General features: G+C 70.8%; 21 protein-coding genes. 11 read left to right on the top strand and 10 right to left on the bottom strand.

Annotation, left to right across the window (positions count from 1 at the left end):
- Positions 1–45: 45 nt before the first annotated feature.
- From gyrB to recF, 3 genes are all read right to left on the bottom strand, one after another.
- Positions 46–2,115, bottom strand: coding sequence for a DNA topoisomerase (ATP-hydrolyzing) subunit B (gyrB, locus tag BJ958_RS19875; RefSeq protein WP_343052750.1), 2,070 nt, complete (start codon positions 2,113–2,115; stop codon positions 46–48).
- Positions 2,116–2,374: 259 nt separating this feature from the next.
- The gene (locus tag BJ958_RS19870) at positions 2,375–2,965 is read right to left on the bottom strand and encodes a DciA family protein (protein WP_343052749.1); all 591 of its coding nucleotides are present in this window, start codon (positions 2,963–2,965) and stop codon (positions 2,375–2,377) included.
- Positions 2,958–4,079: a DNA replication/repair protein RecF gene (gene recF / locus BJ958_RS19865; RefSeq protein WP_179728599.1), complete on the bottom strand. Its 1,122-nt coding sequence runs from the start codon at positions 4,077–4,079 to the stop codon at positions 2,958–2,960. Before recF ends, BJ958_RS19870 begins: the two co-directional genes overlap by 8 nt.
- A gap of 97 nt (positions 4,080–4,176) precedes the next feature.
- Here recF and BJ958_RS19860 point away from each other — a divergent pair, with 97 nt between their 5' ends.
- Together BJ958_RS19860 and BJ958_RS19855 are read left to right on the top strand one after the other, a co-directional pair.
- Positions 4,177–4,704: an NINE protein gene (locus tag BJ958_RS19860; protein WP_179728598.1), complete on the top strand. Its 528-nt coding sequence runs from the start codon at positions 4,177–4,179 to the stop codon at positions 4,702–4,704.
- Positions 4,704–5,114, top strand: a complete 411-nt coding sequence (locus tag BJ958_RS19855; protein ID WP_179728597.1) for a DUF2752 domain-containing protein — start codon at positions 4,704–4,706, stop codon at positions 5,112–5,114. Before BJ958_RS19860 ends, BJ958_RS19855 begins: the two co-directional genes overlap by 1 nt.
- Before the next feature lie 12 nt (positions 5,115–5,126).
- Here BJ958_RS19855 and gnd read toward each other — a convergent pair whose 3' ends face one another.
- The 3 genes from gnd to dnaA all read right to left on the bottom strand — a co-directional run bounded on the left by gnd (position 5,127) and on the right by dnaA (position 9,115).
- Positions 5,127–6,035: a phosphogluconate dehydrogenase (NAD(+)-dependent, decarboxylating) gene (gene gnd / locus BJ958_RS19850; protein ID WP_179728596.1), complete on the bottom strand. Its 909-nt coding sequence runs from the start codon at positions 6,033–6,035 to the stop codon at positions 5,127–5,129.
- A gap of 71 nt (positions 6,036–6,106) precedes the next feature.
- Positions 6,107–7,252: a DNA polymerase III subunit beta gene (gene dnaN, locus BJ958_RS19845; protein WP_179728595.1), complete on the bottom strand. Its 1,146-nt coding sequence runs from the start codon at positions 7,250–7,252 to the stop codon at positions 6,107–6,109.
- Between the two features lie 366 nt (positions 7,253–7,618).
- Positions 7,619–9,115 carry a chromosomal replication initiator protein DnaA gene (dnaA, locus tag BJ958_RS19840; RefSeq protein ID WP_343052826.1) on the bottom strand — a complete coding sequence of 499 codons (1,497 nt, stop codon included), beginning with the start codon at positions 9,113–9,115 and terminating at the stop codon, positions 7,619–7,621.
- A 654-nt stretch (positions 9,116–9,769) separates the two neighbouring features.
- On the opposite strand from dnaA, the gene rpmH reads away from it, so the two are divergent.
- The 9 genes from rpmH (at position 9,770) to BJ958_RS19795 (ending at position 16,121) form a co-directional block, all read left to right on the top strand.
- A complete protein-coding gene (gene rpmH, locus BJ958_RS28095; protein WP_075018668.1) occupies positions 9,770–9,907 on the top strand; it encodes a 50S ribosomal protein L34 in 138 nt (45 codons plus the stop codon).
- A gap of 43 nt (positions 9,908–9,950) precedes the next feature.
- The gene (rnpA, locus tag BJ958_RS19830; protein WP_179728593.1) at positions 9,951–10,355 is read left to right on the top strand and encodes a ribonuclease P protein component; all 405 of its coding nucleotides are present in this window, start codon (positions 9,951–9,953) and stop codon (positions 10,353–10,355) included.
- A complete protein-coding gene (gene yidD, locus BJ958_RS19825; protein WP_179728592.1) occupies positions 10,352–10,678 on the top strand; it encodes a membrane protein insertion efficiency factor YidD in 327 nt (108 codons plus the stop codon). The genes rnpA and yidD overlap by 4 nt, the downstream gene beginning before the upstream one ends.
- A 36-nt stretch (positions 10,679–10,714) precedes the next feature.
- A complete protein-coding gene (gene yidC / locus BJ958_RS19820) occupies positions 10,715–11,755 on the top strand; it encodes a membrane protein insertase YidC (protein ID WP_218866479.1) in 1,041 nt (346 codons plus the stop codon).
- Entirely contained in the window at positions 11,752–12,336 is a 585-nt protein-coding gene (locus BJ958_RS19815) for a Jag family protein (protein ID WP_379145816.1), read from the top strand. The genes yidC and BJ958_RS19815 overlap by 4 nt, the downstream gene beginning before the upstream one ends.
- A gap of 52 nt (positions 12,337–12,388) precedes the next feature.
- The gene (gene rsmG / locus BJ958_RS19810) at positions 12,389–13,165 is read left to right on the top strand and encodes a 16S rRNA (guanine(527)-N(7))-methyltransferase RsmG (RefSeq protein WP_343052748.1); all 777 of its coding nucleotides are present in this window, start codon (positions 12,389–12,391) and stop codon (positions 13,163–13,165) included.
- A gap of 185 nt (positions 13,166–13,350) precedes the next feature.
- The gene (locus BJ958_RS19805) at positions 13,351–14,301 is read left to right on the top strand and encodes a ParA family protein (protein WP_379145814.1); all 951 of its coding nucleotides are present in this window, start codon (positions 13,351–13,353) and stop codon (positions 14,299–14,301) included.
- Positions 14,302–14,456: 155 nt separating this feature from the next.
- Positions 14,457–15,338 (top strand): ParB/RepB/Spo0J family partition protein, encoded by an 882-nt coding sequence (locus tag BJ958_RS19800; RefSeq protein ID WP_343052747.1) that lies wholly within the window; start codon positions 14,457–14,459, stop codon positions 15,336–15,338.
- A gap of 249 nt (positions 15,339–15,587) precedes the next feature.
- Positions 15,588–16,121 (top strand): hypothetical protein, encoded by a 534-nt coding sequence (locus tag BJ958_RS19795; RefSeq protein WP_179728588.1) that lies wholly within the window; start codon positions 15,588–15,590, stop codon positions 16,119–16,121.
- On the opposite strand, the gene BJ958_RS19790 is transcribed toward BJ958_RS19795, so the two are convergent.
- Genes BJ958_RS19790 through BJ958_RS19775 form a run of 4 tightly spaced genes read right to left on the bottom strand, consistent with a single transcriptional unit; the run spans position 16,067 to position 20,007 of the window.
- The gene (locus tag BJ958_RS19790) at positions 16,067–17,287 is read right to left on the bottom strand and encodes an ATP-binding protein (RefSeq protein WP_179728587.1); all 1,221 of its coding nucleotides are present in this window, start codon (positions 17,285–17,287) and stop codon (positions 16,067–16,069) included. The genes BJ958_RS19795 and BJ958_RS19790 overlap by 55 nt on opposite strands.
- A 2-nt stretch (positions 17,288–17,289) precedes the next feature.
- Positions 17,290–17,958 (bottom strand): response regulator, encoded by a 669-nt coding sequence (locus BJ958_RS19785; protein ID WP_179728586.1) that lies wholly within the window; start codon positions 17,956–17,958, stop codon positions 17,290–17,292.
- Between the two features lie 10 nt (positions 17,959–17,968).
- On the bottom strand, positions 17,969–18,736 hold the full coding sequence (locus tag BJ958_RS19780) for a lysophospholipid acyltransferase family protein (RefSeq protein ID WP_179728585.1): 768 nt from the start codon (positions 18,734–18,736) through the stop codon (positions 17,969–17,971).
- A 56-nt stretch (positions 18,737–18,792) separates the two neighbouring features.
- Positions 18,793–20,007, bottom strand: coding sequence for an aminotransferase class I/II-fold pyridoxal phosphate-dependent enzyme (locus BJ958_RS19775; RefSeq protein WP_179728584.1), 1,215 nt, complete (start codon positions 20,005–20,007; stop codon positions 18,793–18,795).
- Positions 20,008–20,068: the final 61 nt, after the last annotated feature.

Here is a 20,068-nt window from a genome sequence, read left to right as displayed (position 1 = left end):
TCTTTCTGGTTCGATCTATCGATGTCTAGGGCTGGCGTTAGAGACCTAGATATCGAGGAATCGGACGTCCTTGGCGTTGCGCTGGATGAACGAGCGCCGCTGCTCGACGTCCTCGCCCATGAGGATCGAGAAGATCTCGTCGGCCTGGGCCGCGTCCTCGAGGTTCACCTGCAGCAGCACCCGCTGGTCGGGGTCGAGCGTGGTCTCCCACAGCTCGTCGGCGTTCATCTCACCCAGACCCTTGTAGCGCTGGATCGGCGCTTCCTTGGGGAGCTTCTTGCCCTGCTCGAGGCCGTCGCGCATCACCGCGTCGCGCTCGGCGTCGGAGTAGACGAACTCGTGCTCGTGCGGCTTGTTCCACTTGATCCGGTACAGCGGCGGCTGGGCGAGGTAGACGTGGCCGGCCTCGATCAGCGGGCGCATGAACCGGAACAGCAGGGTCAGCAGCAGGGTGTTGATGTGGTGGCCGTCGACGTCGGCGTCGGCCATCAGCACGATCTTGTGGTACCGCAGCTTGTCGAGGTCGAACTCCTCGTGCACACCGGTGCCGAGCGCGGAGATGATCGCCTGGACCTCCTGGTTGGCCAGGACCTTGTCGATGCGCGCCTTCTCGACGTTGAGGATCTTTCCGCGGATCGGGAGGATCGCCTGGATCCGGTTCTCGCGGCCCATGACCGCCGAGCCGCCGGCCGAGTCACCCTCGACGATGAAGACCTCGCACTCCTCCGGGTTGCGCGAGCTGCAGTCGCGCAGCTTGCCGGGGAGACCGCCGCCGCCGAGCAGGCCCTTGCGGTTGCGGGCCAGGTCGCGGGCCTTGCGGGCCGCGATCCGCGCGGTCGCCGCGGCCTGCGCCTTGCGGATGACCTCCTTGCCCTCGTTCGGGTTCTGCTCCAGCCAGGCGCCGAGCTGGTCGTTGACGACCGACTGGACGAAGCCCTTGGCCTCGGTGTTGCCGAGCTTGGCCTTGGTCTGGCCCTCGAACTGGGGGTTGGAGATCTTCAGGCTGATGATCGCGGTGAGACCCTCGCGGATGTCGTCACCGGTCAGCCGGTCCTCCTTCTTCTTGATCAGGCCCCACTCCTCGCCCCACCGGTTGATCAGCGAGGTGAGCGCGGCGCGGAAGCCCTCCTCGTGGGTGCCGCCCTCGGGGGTGTTGATCGTGTTGGCGAAGGTGTGGACCGACTCGTTGTAGGACGACACCTGCCACTGCATCGCCAGCTCGAGGCTCATCGGGTTGGGGACGTCGTCGCCCGTGTCGGCCTCGGCCGCGATGATCGAGCTGACGGTGGTCTTGTTGCGGTTGAGGAAGTCGACGTAGTCGGCCAGTCCGCGCTCGTACTGGAAGACCTGCTCGAGCGCCTTGTGCCCGTCGACGTCGACGGCGTGCACCGCGGACGCGGCGGTGGCGACGCCGGCGGTCTCCTCGGCCGTGCCGTCCTCGACCGCGTCGGCGAGCTCCTCGGCCTTGGGCCGGGCGTCGCGCAGCTCGATGCGCAGGCCCTTGTTGAGGAAGGCCATCTCGCGGAACCGGGTCGAGATCGTCTCGAGGTTGTAGTCGGTGGTCTCGAAGATCTCCGGCGAGGCGAACCAGGTGACCGTCGTACCGGTGCGCTCGCCGTCCTCGAGGGGACGGACCTGGCGCAGGTCGAAGTCGGGGACGCCGAGGGAGAAGTCCTGCTCCCACAGGTAGCCGCGGTTCTTGATCTCCAGGCGCAGGCTGGTGGAGAGCGCGTTGACGACCGACGAGCCGACGCCGTGCAGACCACCGGAGACCTTGTAACCGCCGCCACCGAACTTGCCGCCGGCGTGCAGGACGGTTAGCGCGAGGGTCGCGGCCGGCAGCTCTTGGCCGGGCGCGGTGTCGGTCGGGATGCCGCGGCCGTTGTCGGACACGCTGACCGAGCCGTCGGGGTTGAGGGTGACCTTGATGGTGTCGCAGTAGCCGGCGAGCGCCTCGTCCACCGCGTTGTCGACGATCTCCCAGATCAGGTGGTGCAGACCGCGCTCACCGGTGGAGCCGATGTACATGCCGGGACGCTTGCGGACCGCCTCGAGACCCTCGAGAACCTGGATCGCCGAGGCGTCGTACTCGGGGGACTGGTCGTCAGTGGACACGCGGGACCTCATTCACTTTGGTCGTACGGAGCATGCCTGGCCGACTTTTGTCGAAGGCATGGCGAAGGCCGAGTCAGGCGTCCCGAGACGCGTTCCCGGCCGATGCCCCATTCTAGCCTTCTGAGGGCCTCAGGACACGCGTGGCGACGCGGTCAGGGGACAACGTCGGGTGAAATGTGGCCGCAGATGGCCCAGAAACAGGGCTCGGAGCGCCGAACAGGGGTGTCGCTGAGCCCCGGTACGTCGCCAGGCCTCCCGATCAGCCGTAGGTGTCGCGTGGGCCGCGGCTCCCGGGAGCCTTGCGGCGACCGTGCTTCCAGGTCGGCGCGTGCGGCCCGAGCACCTCGACCACGGTGACGGTGCCGGTGCCCAGCTCCTCGTTGAGCCGCCGGACGACGGTGGCCGCGAGCAGCTTGAGCTGGGTGGCCCAGGCGGTCGAGTCGGTGCGCACCACGAGGGTGCCGTCGGTGAGCGACTCGGGCGTGCTGTGGGCGCCGATCTCCGGTCCGACGATCTCGGCCCACCGCGCGAACACGCCCCGCACCTGCAGGTCCAGGCCCCAGCCTCGACCGTCGATCAGGCGGTCCACCTCGTTGCCCAGCCCCTGGGGGTCGCGGCCGTCGGGGTGGGCGCTGCTCAGCTGCGGCTCGGAGCGACCGGCCCGGCGTCGGAAGGAGTAGGTGCCGCCCTTGCCGGGGTTGACCCGCGGGAGGCGACGCGCGGGCGCCGCACTGGACCCGGCGGTGCCGAGCATCTGCGCCCGGGCCAGGTCGAGCCCGTCGGGACGGTGCTCGGCGACCTCCTCACCGACCTCCTCGCCGGTACCGGAGACCTCGTCGGGCTCAGCCACGGGTCACCTCTCCCGCCGCGACGTGGAAGGTCGCGCCCGCCAGCTCGACAGGTACGTCGGCCGGCACCGCCGCGGTGACCAGCACCTGCTCGGCACCCGCGACCAGCCCGGCGAGCTGCACCCGCCGCTCGGTGTCGAGCTCGGCGAACACGTCGTCGAGGATCAGGATCGGGTCGTCGCCGTCGGCCCGCAGCAGGTCGTACGACGCCAGCCGCAGCGCCAGCGCGAACGACCAGGACTCGCCGTGGCTGGCGTAGCCCCGCACCGGGAGTCGTTGGTCGTCGCCCGGGCCGAGGGTGAGCAGCAGGTCGTCGCGGTGCGGGCCGACGAGCGTCACGCCGCGGCCGATCTCGTCGGCCTGGCGGCGGGCGAGCTCGGCCCGGAACGCCTCCGGGGTCGGCTCCGGCACGGTCGGCTCGTAGCTGATCCGCGCGTCGTCGCGCGAGGCTCCGCGGGCGACGGCCTCGTAGGCCTTCCCGACGTACGGCGCCAGGTCGGCGCTCAGCGCGAGCCGGGCGCCGAGCAGCTCGGTGCCGGTCGCCACCAGGTGGTCGTCCCACACCGCCAGGGTCGCGAGCGCCGCGTCGCGACTGGAGCCGCGGGCGGCGTACAGCGTCTTGAGCAGGGTGTTGCGCTGCTTGAGCACCCGCTCGTGGTCGGAGATCAGGCCGGCGTAGCGCGGGGTGCGCAGCACCAGCAGGTCGTCGAGGAAGCGGCGCCGGCCGCCGGGGTCGCCCTTGACCAGTGCGAGGTCCTCGGGGCTGAACACGACGGTGCGGACGATGCCGGCGAGCTCGCGCACCCGCGGCAGCGGCGATCGGTTGATCCGGGCCCGGTTGGCCTTGCCGGGGTTGAGCTCGACCTCGAGGACGGCGGTGCGCCCCTCGCGGACCACGGCCGCGCGGATGATCGCCTGGTCGGCGCCGGCGCGGATCAGCGGGGCGTCGGTGGCGACCCGGTGCGAGGACAGCCGGGAGAGGTAGTCGACCGCCTCGACCAGGTTGGTCTTGCCCTGGCCGTTGCGCCCGACGAAGGCGGTGACGCCGGGTTCGAGCTCGACGTCGACGGTGGCGTAGGACCGGAAGTCGTGCAGGCTCAGCCGTGCGACGTGCATGTCTTCACCTCCCTCGACCCGCTCACGTGACGATTCTCCCCCGAACCCACCCCGGTTGGGGGTTTGCGCGTGGCCCGAGAACCCTAGGCTGACCCGCATGACGCAACCACCCACCCCTCCCTACGGCGGCTCGGACCCCTACGGCCAGCAGCAGCCGCCCCAGCAGCCTCCGGCGGGCTACGGCCAGCCGCAGTACGGCGCCTACGGCGCTCCGGGCGTGCCGGGGCAGCCCGGGGGGCAGCCCGGGTACGGCGCCGCGCCGAGCGGGCCGTTCTTCATCAACTACCTGGGCCAGGACCAGGGTCCGATCGAGTTCGGTCAGCTCGCGCAGATGGCCGTCGCCGGCCAGATCAAGCCCGACACCGCGGTGCGCACGGCCGACAGCCAGCAGTACTGGCTCGCCAAGGACGTCCCCGGCCTCTACTCCGACAAGGAGTGGCTGACCACCGTGCTGCTGTCGTGGCTGGTCGGGACCTTCGGCGTCGACCGGTTCTACCTCGGCTACACCGGCCTCGGCGTCGCGAAGCTGCTCACCTGCGGCGGCCTCGGCATCTGGGCGATCATCGACCTCGTCCTGGTCCTGCTGCGCAAGGTCCCCGACGCGCAGGGCCGGCCGCTGCGCTGATGTCGACCACCCACGCGCCGGCGACCCGGCGGCTCGCGAGCTCCGAGCTCGTCGCGGCCGCCGGGGTCGCCGCGCTGGGCGTGAGCGCGCTGCTCTCGCCCGACCACATCGAGGACGGGCCGGTCATCTGCCCGTTCCGCCGGATGACCGGACTCCCCTGTCCCGGCTGCGGACTGACCCGCTCGTGGACCTACCTCACCCACGGCTGGTGGCAGGACTCGCTGCAGGCCAACGCGTTCGGGCCGCTGCTCGCGCTGGTCGTCGTCGTCCTCGCGGTGCTCGCCGTCCGGGCACGGGTACGACGTGCGCCGGCCCCCTCGCTCGACCGCCTGGTCAAGCACCCGCTCTCGGTCGTCGTCATCGTCGGATGGCTCGGCTGGGCGTTCGTCCGCGCGGTCCTCGCCATCTGACCCGCCCGACGATCAAGCGTCGGGGTTCGCCTCTCCACCCGGGGGCGGATCGGTGTGGACCGCGTGCCCGCCGAACTGGTTGCGCATCGCGGCGATCGCCTTCATCGCCGGGCTGTCCGTCTGGCGCGAGGTGAACCGAGCGAACAGCGACGACGCGATCACGTGCATCGGCACCGCGTTGTCGATCGCGGCCTGGACCGTCCAGCGGCCCTCGCCGGAGTCGTCGGCGTACCCGCGCAGCGCCTCGAGGTGCTCGTCGTCCTCGATCGCCTCGGTCAGCAGGTCGAGCAGCCAGGACCGGATCACGGTGCCGTGGCGCCACGACTCGAAGATCGCGGGCACGTTCTCGACGATGTCGACCTTCTCGAGCAGCTCCCAGCCCTCGGCGTAGGCCTGCATCATGGCGTACTCGATGCCGTTGTGGACCATCTTGGCGAAGTGCCCCGCGCCCGGGGTCGGGCCGGCGTGGACCGCCCCGCCCTCCTCGGGCTTGAGCGCGTCGAAGGCGGGCTGGACCTTCTCGATGTCGGAGGCGGCGCCGCCGTACATCAGGGCGTAGCCGTTCTCCAGGCCCCAGACGCCGCCCGAGACGCCGCAGTCGACGAAGCCGATGCCCTTCTCGGCCAGCGACGCGGCGTTGATCGCGTCGTCGGTGTACTTGGAGTTGCCGCCGTCGACGACCAGGTCGCCCTCACCGAGCAGGTCCTTGAGCTCGGCGATCGTGGAGCGGGTCGGGTCGCCGGCCGGGACCATCACCCAGACGACCTTCGGCGCGGGCAGCGCCTCGACCATCGCGGCCAGGCTGTCGACGTCAGCCAGGTCGGGGTTGCGGTCGTAGCCGACCACGGTGTGGCCGGCGTTGCGCAACCGGGTGCGCATGTTGCCGCCCATCTTTCCGAGTCCGACGAGTCCGATGTGCACGGCGGTTCTCCCTCCGGTTGGCAGTGCGATGGGCGGTGCTGCGGTCAGTGCTGCGGGCGGTGTGGCCGGGGTCAGCTGAGCAGGCGGCGCGGCATCAGCAGGTAGCGGAAGGACCCGCCGTCCTCGGCCTCGCCCTGGTCACCGGTGCCGCTGATGACGACCGGCTTCGAGGCCTGCGTGAAGGCCAGCTCGACCACGGGCTGGTCGATGGCGGTGAGGCCGTCGAGCAGGAAGGTCGGGTTGAAGCCGGTGACCAGGTCGTCGCCCTCGATCTGCGCGGACACCGACTCGGAGGCCTGGGCGTCGTCGCCGGACCCGGCGTCGAGGACCAGCGCCCCGTCACGGAAGCTCAGCTGGACCGCCGTGTTGCGGTCGGCGACGAGCGAGACGCGCTTGACCGACTCGATCAGCTCCTGGCGGTCGATCCGCGCAACGGTGAGCTTCTCGTTGGGGAACAGGCTGCGGACCTTGGGGAACTCGCCGTCGAGCAGGCGGGTCGTGGTGCGTCGTACGCCGCCCGGGCCGGTGCCCTCGAAACCGATGATGCCGTCGCCCGAGCCGGACGCGGACAGCGCGATGGTGACCTCGGGCCCGGCGGTCAGCGACTTCGCGGTGTCGCCGAGCACCTTCGCCGGGACGAGGGCGGCGAGGGTGGCGTCCGGGGTGCCCGGGTTCCACGCGAGCTCGCGCTGCGAGAGACGGAACCGGTCGGTCGCGAGCAGCGCGATCGTCGAGCCCTCGATCTCGAGGCGGACGCCGGTGAGCACCGGCAGCATGTCGTCGCGGCCGGCGGCGGTGACCGCCTGGGCGACCGCGTGGGCGAACGCGTCGCTGGACACGGTGCCGGTCGCGGCGGGCATCTCGGGGATCGTCGGGTAGTCCTCGACCGGCAGCGTCTGCAGCGAGAACCGCGACGAGCCGCAGGTCAGCGAGACCCGGGCGCCGTCGAGCACCAGGTCGACGGGCTTGTTGGGAAGGCTGCGGCAGATGTCGGCGAGGAGGCGGCCGCTGACCAGCGCCTTGCCCTCGTCGCTCACCTCGGCCGCGAGCGTCGCACGTGCGGAGGTTTCGTAGTCGAACGTCGAGAGGACCAGGCCGTCGTTGCCCGCCTCGATGAGCAGTCCCGCGAGCACGGGCGCGCTGGGCCGGACGGGCAGGCTGCGCGCAGCCCAGGCGACGGCGTCGGCGAGGACGTCGCGGTCGACACGGAACTTCACGTCGTCGTACCTCTCACGTGGTTGTTGGGAGTTGCATCCTGCCACGTCGTCCCTGAGGGCGGGACGGCGAGGGAACGATCAGGCACTCATCCACAGATCGGAGGTCCGGAGGAGTTCCGGCGATCGAGGTCCGCATGTAGTCACGGAGTGGTCATAGCGGTGGTGGAAACTGTGGAGAACCGGTGTTTGCGCAGGTGAGCGGCCAGTTGACCGGTGGATGACGGCTGTGGACGAAATCGTGAATCACAAGGATCGATGTGCACCCAGCGACCGGTGTGGACGGGCGCGCCGGTGCCTCCACGGAATCCTCCCCGTGTAGTTCTCACAATTCCGCAGGTTCTCTCCACAGGAATCGTGATCACGGGCTCAGCCCTGGCGGGCCTGCATCTTCACCCGGTTCGTCAGCTCGCTGACCTGGTTGAAGACCGCGCGGCGCTCGCCGAGGAGCTGGTTGATCTTCCGCTCGGCGTACATGACGGTCGTGTGGTCGCGGTTGCCGAACTGCGCGCCGATCTTCGGCAGGGACAGGCCGGTGAGCTCGCGGCACAGGTACATCGCGATCTGCCGGGCCATCACCAGGTGCCGCCCGCGGCTGGGGCCGGTCAGCTCGTCGATCGAGAGCCCGAAGTACGCCGCGGTCTGCGCGATGATGAGCGAGGCGGTGATCTCCGGCTCGCCGCCCTCGGGGATCAGGTCCTTGAGCACGATCTCGGCCAGGGTCATGTCGACGTCTTGGCGGTTGAGGTTGGCGAAGGCCGTCACCCGGATCAGGGCGCCCTCGAGCTCGCGGATGTTGGTCTGGATCTTGCTCGCGATGAACTCCAGCACGTCGGACGGCGCCGTGAGCCGGTCCATCGCCGCCTTCTTGCGCAAGATCGCGATCCGCGTCTCGAGGTCCGGCGGCTGCACGTCGGTGATCAGGCCCCACTCGAACCGGTTGCGCAGCCGGTCCTCCAGCGCTTCGAGCCGCTTGGGTGGACGGTCGGAGGTCAGCACGATCTGCTTGTTGGCGTTGTGGAGCGTGTTGAAGGTGTGGAAGAACTCCTCCTGGGTCTGGGTCTTGCCCTCCAGGAACTGGATGTCGTCGATGAGGAGGACGTCCACGTCGCGGTACTTCCGCTTGAACCGGTCCTGCCGGTCGTCGCGGATCGCGTTGATGAACTCGTTGGTGAACTCCTCGCTCGACACGTAGCGCACCTTGGAGCCGGCGTAGATCGTGCGGACGTAGTGCCCGATCGCGTGCAGCAGGTGGGTCTTGCCGAGACCGGACTCGCCGTAGACCAGCAGCGGGTTGTAGCTGCGGCCCGGCGCCTCGCTCACCGCGACCGCGGCGGCGTGGGGGAACCGGTTGGACGAGCCGATGACGAACGTCTCGAACGTGTACTTGGGGTTGAGCCGGGACTCGCCGCTCGGCGTGGCCGGCGGTGCGCTCGGCGAGGGCATGGCGCCCAGGTCCGGCGGCAATGTCGACGAGTCGACAGGGAGATTTGTCGACATGGCGACTTGTCGATCCTGCGGCTCGACGGGCGCGACGTCCTCGCGCGGGCGCTCGTACGCGGGCGCGGACTCGAAGGTCTCGTAGCCGGCCGGCTCCCCGTAGGAGGGGCCGGTCTCGTACGTCGAGGAGGCGCTCACCTCTGCCCCGAGCTCGTGGCGCAGGGAGCTGTCGACGGTGACCGCGAGCTGGACGTCGTGGCCGAACCGCTCGGTCAGCGCGTCCTCGAGCTCGCCGCGCAGCCGGCCCTCGAGACGCTTGCGGGTGAAGTCGTCGGGGACGGCGACGATCGCGGTGGTGCCGTGGAGGGTCACCGGACGGCTGGCCTGGAGCCAGGCGCGCTGGTGGGTCTGCAGCTCGCCGACCACCGTCGTCCACTCGTGGACGAGGCGCGCGGTCGCCGGATCGACGGGCGGGGTGTCCGGGGCCGTGGTGCTGGTCTCGTCCTGGGGCTGATCCGGGTTGCCGGTCACGCCACTCCCTCTCGCTCGTCTGTCTGCGGCGGAGCCGGACCGCGTCAGGTCGACGCTGGCTCCACAGGTTTGTCCACAGGTTGTGAACTCTTGCATCATTGGGCTGACAATGCCGAACCGAGGCCTGTCCGGCTCGTCCTCGGCTCACCGTTTGCGCAGGTCAGCAGCACTTTTCCGAGATGGAGAGAGCAGCTGTGCGACGAACGTCGACCGAGGGTGGCCGGCACCGGCGGGGAATCCCGGATCCGTCGAACCTAACCGCCCGGGCGGCTGTGGATCAACCCGCTATCCACAGGTTTTGACCTCGCTCACCGGTGAGGTGTCCCCCAGTGCTCCGGACGCCGTCGGTTTGACCCCCGATCCGGCGTCCGCGTACCGTTGATTGGTCAAACCGGTGTCGACCGGTGCCGCATGTCCACGACGCCCCGGATCCACCGGTCATCGTGGCTGCGCGGTGCCGGCCGACGCGCTGTGCGGCTCCCGATCGGAGCTCGCTACGAGGCTGCCGGTGACCCTTCCCGACATCTGCATCATCCTGAGAGGCCGATCGTGAGCAAGCGGACGTACCAGCCCAACAACCGACGTCGCCACAAGGTGCACGGTTTCCGACTGCGCATGCGCACCCGCGCCGGTCGCGCCATCCTGGCGAACCGTCGCCGGAAGGGCCGCTCGAGCCTGTCCGTCTGAGGACGGACCAGCGTGTCCGCCCAGCGGTTCCCGTGGGGCTGACGTGCTCGCTGCCGACCAGCGGCTGACCGAGCCGGACCTGTTCCGGACCGCCAGTCGCAAGGGTCGTCGTGCCGGCTCGCGCACCCTCGTCGCCCACCTGCTGCTCCCTGGCGAGCAGCAGGTTGTCGGCATGTCCGGGGACCGTGCGCTGCCGGCTCGTCCCGCCCGGGCGGGCTTCGTGGTCAGCAAGGCCGTCGGCAACGCCGTCGTCCGCAACCGCGTGAAGCGGCGGCTGCGGCACGCCGTGCGCCCGGCGCTCGTGGGAATCCCCGCGGGCTCCGTGCTGGTGGTGCGCGCACAGCCGGCCGCTGCCGAGGCGTCCTACGCGGAACTGGGCGAGGACCTCGCACGTTGTCTGGACCGGGTGACCTCGCAGGGGCACGCAGCCGGTCAGGAGGCGCGATGAAGTGGTTGCTCATCGGCCTGGTGCGCGGCTACCAGCTCCTCATCAGCCCGCTGCTGGGTCCGACCTGCCGCTACTACCCGTCGTGCTCGGCGTACGCCGTGCAGGCGCTGCAGGTGCACGGCGCGTTCCGCGGCACCTGGCTCGCGGTCCGGCGGCTGCTGCGCTGCCACCCCTGGTCCCCCGGCGGCGTCGACCACGTCCCGCCGCGGCGCGGCCACGTGCACGACGAGCACTCCCCCGCGCGTCCACCCACGGGTGCTGAGCGCGACCTTGAACTCCGCCCGGCGACCGCCGGGCGTCACCCCTTCCAGCAAGGAGCCTGATTCGTGGGCATCATCGGCGACATCGGCCACTTCATCATGGTGCCGCTGTACTACATCATCTCGGCGGTGCTCCTCGGCTGGCACAAGCTGTTCACGGTGCTCGGCCTCGACGCCAAGGGCGGCCTGTCCTGGGCGCTGTCGATCATCGGCCTGACCCTCGTCATCCGCGCGGCCCTGATCCCGCTGTTCGTCAAGCAGATCAAGTCCAGCCGCAACATGCAGCTGCTGCAGCCCAAGGTGAAGGAGCTGCAGAAGAAGTACGGCCACGACCGGCAGAAGCTGGCCGAGGAGACGATGAAGCTCTACAAGGACGCCGGGACCAACCCGTTCGCGTCCTGCCTGCCGATCCTCCTGCAGATGCCGATCTTCTTCGCGCTGTTCCGCCTGCTCTCCGGTGCCACCAAGAGCGACAAGCCGCACGGCTTCCTCACCGTGGAGAAGGCCCACGAGTTCGGCGAGTCCAAGCTCTTCGGCAGCCTGCCGATCAACGGCAACTTCTGGGAGTCGCGCACCTGGGGCGAGACCCCGAACACCGCGGTCATGGTCATCGCGGCGATCCTGGTGCTGGCGATGACGGCGACCACCTTCACCACCCAGCGTCAGCTGATGGCCAAGAACATGCCGGCCGAGGCGATGAGCGGTCCGTACGCGCAGCAGCAGAAGATGCTGCTCTACATCCTCCCGGTGGCCTTCGGTCTCGGTGGCATCGCGTTCCCGATCGGTGTCCTCCTCTACTGGACGACCTCGAACCTGTGGACCATGGGCCAGCAGTTCTACGTCATCCGCAACAACCCGGCGCCCGGCACGCCCGCCTTCAAGGCCAAGCAGGACCGCGACAAGGCCAAGGCCGCCCGGCACGGCCACACCGTGACCGAGACGATCACCGAGGCCGCCCCGGAGCCGGAGCAGCGGCCCAGCACGCGCCAGCAGCCCAAGCGGCAGAGCCGTGCCCAGCGCAAGACCACGCCGAAGCCGGGCGGCGCAGCCGCCGGCGGCGGCGCCAAGAACCCGTCGGCCGACTGGGAGAGCTACGACCCCGAGGCCGCAACCGAGAAGAACGAGGGAGACACCAAGTGAGCGCCGAGACCGAGACCGGTACCGAGGTCGTGACCGAGGCCGAGGAGAGCGTCGAGGCCGACCAGGCCGACGACGTCCAGGCCGACGACGTCCAGGACGACGCCCCCGCCGGCGAGGGCGACCGCATCTCCCGCCTCGAGCAGGAGGGCGACATCGCCGCCGACTACCTCGAGGAGCTCCTCGACATCGCCGACCTCGACGGTGACCTCGACATCGACGTGGAGGCCGACCGTGCCGCCGTGTCGATCGTCGGTGCCGACCTGAGCCAGCTGGTCGGTCGCGACGGCAAGGTCCTCGAGGCGCTGCAGGAGCTCACCCGCCTGGCGGTCTACCGGGAGACCGGTGAGCGGTCGCGGCTGATGCTCGACATCTCCGGCTTCCGTGCGGACAAGCGGACCCGGCTGACGCAGCTCGGCACCGAGACGGCCGCCGAGGTCGCCAAGACCGGCGAGCCCGTCTCGCTGGAGCCGATGTCCCCCTTCGAGCGCAAGATCGTGCACGACGCGGTCGCCGCCGCCGGACTGCGCTCGGAGTCCGCCGGTGTCGAGCCGCGGCGCTACGTCGTGGTCCTGCCGGCCTGACAACCCCCGGTCGACGTTTCACGTGAAACAAGACGACGACACCACACCCCCGGTGTCCCCCGGCCCTGAGGGCCAGGCGGACCCGGGGGTGCTGCGTGCTGCCCTTCCCGCTCCCCCGGCGATCCTGGCGGAGGTCTTCTCCGCCGATCGCCTCGATCTCGTGCTGGCGTACGCCGACCTGCTGGCGACCGATGGTGTCGTCCGCGGCCTGATCGGCCCCCGCGAGACTCCCCGGCTCTGGGAGCGCCACCTGATCAACTGCGGCCTGCTGGCCGCGGCCCTGCCCGCCGACGCCACGGTTGCCGACGTCGGGTCCGGAGCGGGCCTGCCCGGCCTGGTTCTCGCGATCGCCCGCCCTGACGTGCAGGTGACGCTGATCGAGCCGCTGCTGCGCCGGACGACCTTCCTGGAGGAGGCCGTCGAGCGGCTCGGCCTCGACAACGTCACCGTGATCCGGGGCCGCGCCGACGCGGTCCACGGCGTCGCGACGTACGACGTCGTCACGGCCCGTGCCGTCGCCGCCCTCGACAAGCTGGCGACCTGGTGCATGCCCCTCGTGGCTCCCGATGGCGCTCTGCTCGCGATGAAGGGCACCAGCGCGGCCGGGGAGGTCGCCGAGGCCGAAGCGGTCACCCGGCGGCTGGGGTGCGCCCCCGCTGTCGTGGAGGAGCTCGGTGCGGAGCTCGCCGCCGACGGCGCCGTCGAGCCGATCCGCATCGTCCGTCTGTCGTGGGCCGATCCGGCCCGCGTATCGTTGCCGCTTCGTGGCCAGCGTGGTTCTCGGGGATCACGCGGTGGCTCGACGCGAAGGAAGAGGAGGAAGTCGTGAGCGACTCGTTGGGTCCTGGTCCCGGGTTTTCCACCGGTCCGGAGGCGGGTGCTGAGCGTGAGTCTCCACAGAACGCCCCAAGTTATCCACAGGCTGCCCCGGAAGGGACCGTAGTGACCGAGGACCACGTTTCACGTGAAACCGGGGCTGTCGATACGGAAGGCGTTTCACGTGAGACGGCCACCGTGTCCTCCTCTGCTCCCCTGACCGCCGCACAGCTCGCCGAGCGCGCTGCCGGCTACGACGACGACCTGACTCCACTGGCTCGCGCGGCCCAGGCCACGGTGATGGTCCGTGCGGGCATCCCACAGGAGCAGCTGAGCCGTCCGTCGGAGACCCGGGTCTTCGTGGTCGCCAACCAGAAGGGTGGCGTCGGCAAGACCACCTCGACCGTCAACCTCGCGGCCGCCCTGACGCAGCTCGGACAGCGCGTGCTGGTGATCGACCTCGACCCGCAGGGCAACGCCTCGACGGCCCTCAACATCGAGCACCGCCAGGGCACCCCGTCGTCGTACGAGCTCCTGGTCGACGGCGTCGCCATCTCCGACATCTCCCAGCCGTGCCCCGACGCGGCCGGCCTGTGGGTGGTCCCCGCGACCATCGACCTGGCCGGTGCCGAGATCGAGCTGGTCAGCGTCGTCGCCCGCGAGCAGCGGCTCAAGAAGGCCCTCGACGCCCACCCGCGGATCGGCACCGCCGAGGCCGTCGGGGAGGACCGCTTCGACTACGTCTTCATCGACTGCCCGCCCTCGCTCGGCCTGCTCACCTTGAACGCGCTCGTCGCGGGTGCGGAGATGCTCATCCCGATCCAGGCGGAGTACTACGCCCTCGAGGGCCTCGGCCAGCTGCTCGCGACCGTCGACATGGTGCGCGCCCACCTCAACCCGGAGCTCGCCGTGTCGACCATCGTGCTGACGATGTACGACGCCCGCACGCGTCTGGCCGCCGGTGTCGCCACCGAGGTGCGCGAGCACTTCGGCGACCAGGTGCTCAAGACCGCGATCCCCCGCTCGGTGCGGGTGTCCGAGGCGCCGTCGTACGGTCAGACCGTGATGACCTACGACCCGGGCTCGCCGGGAGCACTCAGCTACCTCGAAGCAGCGCGCGAGATCGTCGTCCGAGGGAGTCTCTCGTGAACGCGCAGGCCCCCCGCCGCGGCCTCGGCCGCGGCCTCGGCTCGCTGATCCCCACGGCCCCGCCGACGCCCGTACCTGCCCCGGCCGGAGGCGAGGATGTCAACCCTGGCGCCCAGAATTCGGACTTTGCCACTGGAGCCTCTTCCAGCGCTCCGGTGGCACCTGGGTCCACCGGCTCGACGAACGGCGCTCAGAACGCGGATTCGGTTCTCCAGCCCGTCGACGGTGCCTACTTCGCCGAGCTGCCCGTCGAGCAGATCTCGCCGAACGCGGTCAACCCGCGGACCGTCTTCGACGAGGAGGCGATGGCCGAGCTGGTCCACTCCATCAAGGAGATCGGCCTCCTCCAGCCCGTCGTGGTGCGCAAGACGGGCACCGACAGCTACGAGCTGGTCATGGGCGAGCGCCGCTGGCGCGCCACCCAGGCCGCCGGCCTCGGCACGATCCCCGCGATCGTGCGCGAGACCGACGACACCGACATGCTCCGCGACGCGCTGCTGGAGAACCTGCACCGCAGCAACCTGAACCCGCTCGAGGAGGCGGCGGCCTACCAGCAGCTGCTCGAGGACTTCTCCTGCACCCACGACGAGCTGGCCCAGCGGATCGGCCGCTCGCGCCCGCAGATCAGCAACACCCTGCGCCTGCTCAAGCTCTCCCCCGCCGTCCAGCGCCGGGTCGCCGCGGGCGTGCTGTCCGCCGGCCACGCCCGTGCCCTCCTGGGGGTCGGGGACAGCGAGCAGCAGGACCGCCTGGCCCAGCGCGTGATCGCCGAGGGCATCTCGGTGCGTGGCCTCGAGGAGATCGTCGCGGTCGGCGACGGCACCACCGGTACGCCGCCCCGCCCGCGCCGCGCCAAGCCGCAGGCCCCCGGGCTGGGCGAGCTGTCCGAGCGGCTCGGCGACCGGCTGGAGACCCGGGTCAAGATCGACCTGGGCAAGGCCAAGGGCAAGATCTCGATCGAGTTCGCCAACACCGGCGACCTGCAGCGCATCGTCGACCTGATCGACCCGCGCAACCGGAACGACCGCCCGATCTGACCGACGCCGGATGTCCCGACCAGGGCGCGACCACCTCGGTGGTCGCGCCCTGTTTCACGTGGAACCCGGTGACGCGGGCGCCCCGTGGCCATTTGTCGACAAGGCGACAGATCGATATGCCGATATATCGCGAAATCGACACGCGATCTGTGAGGCTGCTGTGATCGTCGCGCCGGCGCCGTGTGAGGCTGGGGCGCGACGCTGGACGGGCCGGCGAGATCCGCCGCGCACCCAGCAGAACGGAACCCCATGAACATCCTGCGCACCCGCCGCTCCGCCGCCCTGGCGGGGTCCCTGGTCCTCTCGCTCGGCGCCCTCGCCGCCTGCGGGGTCGAGGACGACGCCCCGGTGCAGGCGCGCCCCGGCGCCGGGTCAGGTACGACGGCCGCCACCGATCCGGCCGTCGCGGCCCGGGCCGCGGTGACCTACATCCTCGACTGCGTCGGTGAGCCCGTGGCCAGTCCGGCGTCGGTCACCGTCGCCTGCGCCGACGGCAACCAGAGCCTGACCGACCTGGCCTGGACGGACTGGGGCGCGGACGAGGCGACGGCGACCGGGACGCTCGTGGCCAACGACTGCGACCCGAGCTGCGCGGAGGGCACCGACGTGAGCGTGCCGGCCAAGGTCGTGGTCTCGGACATCGTCGAGGGCGAGGCGTCGGCGACGTACGGGAGGATCACCATCACCGTCCGGGGCCCGGTCCCTGACGGGATGCAGGCCCGGCAGACCTACCCGCTGCAGACGGTGGACCCGGTCGACCCCGAGCTGGGCCCCGGCTCCTGAAAGCCGACCACGACCTCGGCGCCGCCGGTGGGTGGGTTCCTCATCGTCACCGTGGCGCCGAGGGCCCGGGCCTGGCCCTGCACGATGGTGAGGCCCAGGCCGGTGCCCTGGCCGGCGCTGTGGAACCGGATCGCGCCGGCGGCCAGCACGTCGGCGGGGAAGCCCGCTCCCCCGTCGCGCACGACGACCCGTGGCCCGTCCACCCGCAGCTGCGTCAGTCCGCCACCGTGCCGCTCGGCGTTGGCGACCAGGTTGGTGACGATCCGCTCGACCCGGCGCGGGTCGACCAGCACGTCGGCGTCGCGGACGACTGACGCGCCGGGGACCAGGGAGCCGAGCCGGTGCACCGACAGGGCGACCTCCTCGGCGCCGCTGTCGAGACGGGCCACCTCGAGCAGGTCCTCGACCAGGCGGCGCAGCCGGGCGACCAGGGCGCGGGTCAGGTCGGTGGTCTCGCCGGGCGGCAGCAGCTCGCTGGCGCTGACGAGTGCGGCGACCGGGGTGCGGAGCTCGTGGGCGACGTCGGCGGAGAACGCTTGTTCCACGTGGAACCTTCGCTCTAGGGCGTCGGCCATGGCGTCGACGGCCCGGGACAGGGCGGCCACCTCGTCGCGGCCGCCGACGGTGCAGCGCGCCGTGCCGCCGTGGCTGATCACCTCGGCCGCGCCGGCTGCCCGTCGCAATCGACGGCTCAGCCCAGCACCCACGAGCAGCCCCACCAGTGCGGTCAGCGGCAGCACCGCACCGGCCGCGACCAGCATCCGCCGCCGCAGGGAGGCGCGGGCCGCCCGCACCGGCCCGTCGTCCAGCGCCACGCTCGCGACCCGGTCGGACGACAGGCGCCGGGCCGCCCACATCCGGTCGTCGGCGTAGTACGTCGCCGCCCGGTCCTCCCCTGCGGCCGGCAGGGAGGCCCGGAGCGGACCGGGCACCCGGGCCGGGTCCAGGGACAGGTCGTAGCGCAGCGTGGAGGTGACCTCGAGGACCGCGATCCCGGCGTCGAGCTCGGTCAGCGCCTGGGTGCGCAGCCGGTCGCGGGCGTCCACGGCCGACTGGTGGTCGACGACCACGCCGACGCCCACGAGGGTCGCCGTGGCGGCGCCGACCACGGCGACGGTGATCCGGGTCCGCAGCGAGTGCCGCCAGCCGGCCGGTGCGGAGGGCACGGTCAGGCCCGCGCCATCTTGTAGCCCGCGCCCCGCACGGTGACCACCTGCTCGGCGCCGATCTTGGCGCGCAGCCGCTGCACGGTCACGTCCACGACGTGCGGGTCGCCCCAGGTGGCACTCCCCCAGACCAGCTCGAGCAGCCGGGTGCGGCCGAGCACGATGCCGGCGTTGTCGAGGAACGCGGTGAGCAGCCGGAACTCCGTGGCCGACAGCTCCACCGGTACGCCGTCGCGCTCGACCGTCATCCCGTCGACGTCGACGCGCAGCCCGTCGCGCTCGACGACCCGCGCAGGAGCCGAGCCACCGCGCCGGCGCAGCAGCGAGCGCAGCCGCGCCTCCAGCACGTCGCCGTCGAACGGCTTCACGACGTAGTCGTCCGCTCCGGCGTCGAAGCCGACGACCTGGTCGCGGGGCAGGTCACGGGCGGTGAGCAGCAGCACCGGCAGGTCGCCGTCGGCCCGGATCCGCTCGGTCAGCCGCAGCCCGTCCAGCTGGGGCAGCACCACGTCGACGACGGCGAGGTCCACCGGCTGGGTGAGGTACGTCGTCCACCCGGCCTCGCCGTCGGCAGCGGTGACCACGCGGAAGCCGCGTGACTCGAGGACCAGCCGTGTCGTCGTACGCAGGTCGTCGTCGTCCTCGACCAGCAGGACCAGCGGCGACTCCACGACGACGGTGTCAGCCGGCCTTCTTGGCGGCCCGCTTGGCGGCCCGGGCCCGCAGCTCGGCCTTGTCGAGCGCGTCGGCCTCGTCGGGGGTGGGGGCGGAGCCGCCGAAGCGGGCGGGCGTCCACCAGCTGCCGGGCGCCTTCTCGGCCTCGGGGTACTCGGCGATGACCTCGTCGAGCATCCGCTGCATGACGGCGCGCAGCTCGGCGGTCTCGGCCTCGACGTCCTCGCCGGTGGGGTGCAGCGGCTCGCCGACCTTGACGATGATCGTCTTGGCCGAGCGCGAGAAGTCCTTCGGGTGGTCCTTGGTCATCAGCCGGTGCGCGCCCCAGACGATGACCGGGATGAGCGGTACGCCGGCGTCGGCGGCGATCCGCGCGGCACCGGACTTGAGCTCCTTGATCTCGAAGGAGCGCGAGATCGTGGCCTCGGGGTAGATGCCGACGACCTCGCCGGCCTTGAGGTAGGCCAGCGCGTCCTTCATGGCCTGCACGCCGGAGGAGCGGTCGACCCGGATGTGGTGGAAGGACCGGAGCAGGTGACCCACGCCCGGCGCGTCCATCATCTCCTTCTTGATCATGAACCGGACCAGCCGCTTCTGCGGCTCGGCACCCGCGCCGGCGTAGATGAAGTCGATGTAGCCGGTGTGGTTGATCGCCATCAGCGCGCCGCCCTTGCGGGGCACGTTCTCCGAGCCCGACACGACCACCTTCTGCCGCATCAGCTTGAAGAGCACCTTGGCGGTGACGATGACGGGCGGGTAGGTGATGTCGAGCATGGCCAGATTCTGACAGGCGGCCGGTGTCCGGCCCAGACGGTGCCGGGTGGTGAGCGTCAGCGGCGGGCGGCGAGGAAGTCCGCGATCCGGCCGATCGCCTCCTCGAGCACCTCGACGTCGGGCAGCGTGACCAGGCGGAAGTGGTCGGGCGCGAACCAGTTGAAGCCGGTGCCGTGGGTGACCAGGATCTTCTTGGCGCGCAGCAGCTCGATGACGAACGCCTCGTCGTCCTCGATCGGGTAGATCTCGGGGTCCAGGCGCGGGAAGCAGTAGAGCGCGCCGCGTGGGCGCACCGAGGAGACGCCGGGGATCTCGTTGAGCAGCCTGTCGGCGAGCATCGCCTGCTCGTAGAACCGGCCGCCGGGGACGATCAGCTCGTTGATCGACTGGTAGCCCCCGAGCGCGGTCTGGATGGCGTGCTGGGCCGGGACGTTGGCGCACATGCGCATGTTGGAGAGCGTGGTGAGGCCCTCGAGGAAGTCCTCGGCGAGCTCCTTGGGACCGGAGATCATCACCCAGCCGGCGCGGTAGCCGCAGACCCGGTAGGCCTTGGACAGGCCGCTGAAGGTGAGGCAGAGGACGTCGTTGCCGGCGGCCGCGGCGGCGTGGTGGTGCTCGGCGTCGTCGAACAGGATCTTCTCGTAGATCTCGTCGGCGAAGACGACCAGGTCGTGGCGCCGGGCGATGTCGACCAGCTTGGCGACCATCTCCTTGCTGTAGACGGCGCCGGTGGGGTTGTTGGGGTTGATGATCACCAGGCCGTGCGTGTTCTCGGTGATCTTCGACTCGATGTCCTCGAGGTCCGGCATCCAGCCGTTCTCCTCGTCGCACCGGTAGTGGACCGGCGTACCGCCGGACAGCGACACGGCGCCGGTCCACAGCGGGTAGTCGGGCGCCGGGACGAGGATCTCGTTGCCGTCGTCGAGGAAGGCCTGCAGGACCATCGAGATCATCTCGGAGACGCCGTTGCCGATGAAGACGTCCTCGACGGCGGTGTCCTTGAGGCCACGCGACTGGTAGAACTGCGCGACGGCGGTGCGGGCGGAGTAGATGCCGCGCGAGTCGGAGTAGCCCTGGGCCTCGGGCAGGTTGTGCACCATGTCGGCCACGATCGCCTCGGGTGCCTCGAAGCCGAACGGTGCCGGGTTGCCGATGTTGAGCTTGAGGATCTTGTGACCCTCGGCCTCGAGGCGCTGGGCCTCGACGAGGATCGGTCCCCGGACGTCGTAGCGGACGTTGCGGAGCTTCTGGCTCTGGCGGATCTTGCGCACGAACCGCATTCTCTCAGGTCCGCGCCACCGGTTTCCGGCTCGCTCACCGTCGTAGGATCGA

The organism is Nocardioides kongjuensis, assembly GCF_013409625.1.
Classification (GTDB): Bacteria; Actinomycetota; Actinomycetes; order Propionibacteriales; family Nocardioidaceae; genus Nocardioides; species Nocardioides kongjuensis.
This window is presented reverse-complemented; position numbering and strand designations above follow the sequence as displayed.

Bases quoted from the DNA above. Each gene is read 5' to 3' on its own strand.
- recF (WP_179728599.1), bottom strand. From the start codon at position 4,079: ATGCACGTCGCACGGCTGAGCCTGCACGACTTCCGGTCCTACGCCACC.
- BJ958_RS19860 (WP_179728598.1), top strand. From the start codon at position 4,177: ATGACGCAACCACCCACCCCTCCCTACGGCGGCTCGGACCCCTACGGC.
- BJ958_RS19855 (WP_179728597.1), top strand. From the start codon at position 4,704: ATGTCGACCACCCACGCGCCGGCGACCCGGCGGCTCGCGAGCTCCGAG.
- yidD (WP_179728592.1), top strand. From the start codon at position 10,352: ATGAAGTGGTTGCTCATCGGCCTGGTGCGCGGCTACCAGCTCCTCATC.
- yidC (WP_218866479.1), top strand. From the start codon at position 10,715: ATGGTGCCGCTGTACTACATCATCTCGGCGGTGCTCCTCGGCTGGCAC.
- BJ958_RS19795 (WP_179728588.1), top strand. From the start codon at position 15,588: ATGAACATCCTGCGCACCCGCCGCTCCGCCGCCCTGGCGGGGTCCCTG.
- BJ958_RS19780 (WP_179728585.1), bottom strand. From the start codon at position 18,736: ATGCTCGACATCACCTACCCGCCCGTCATCGTCACCGCCAAGGTGCTC.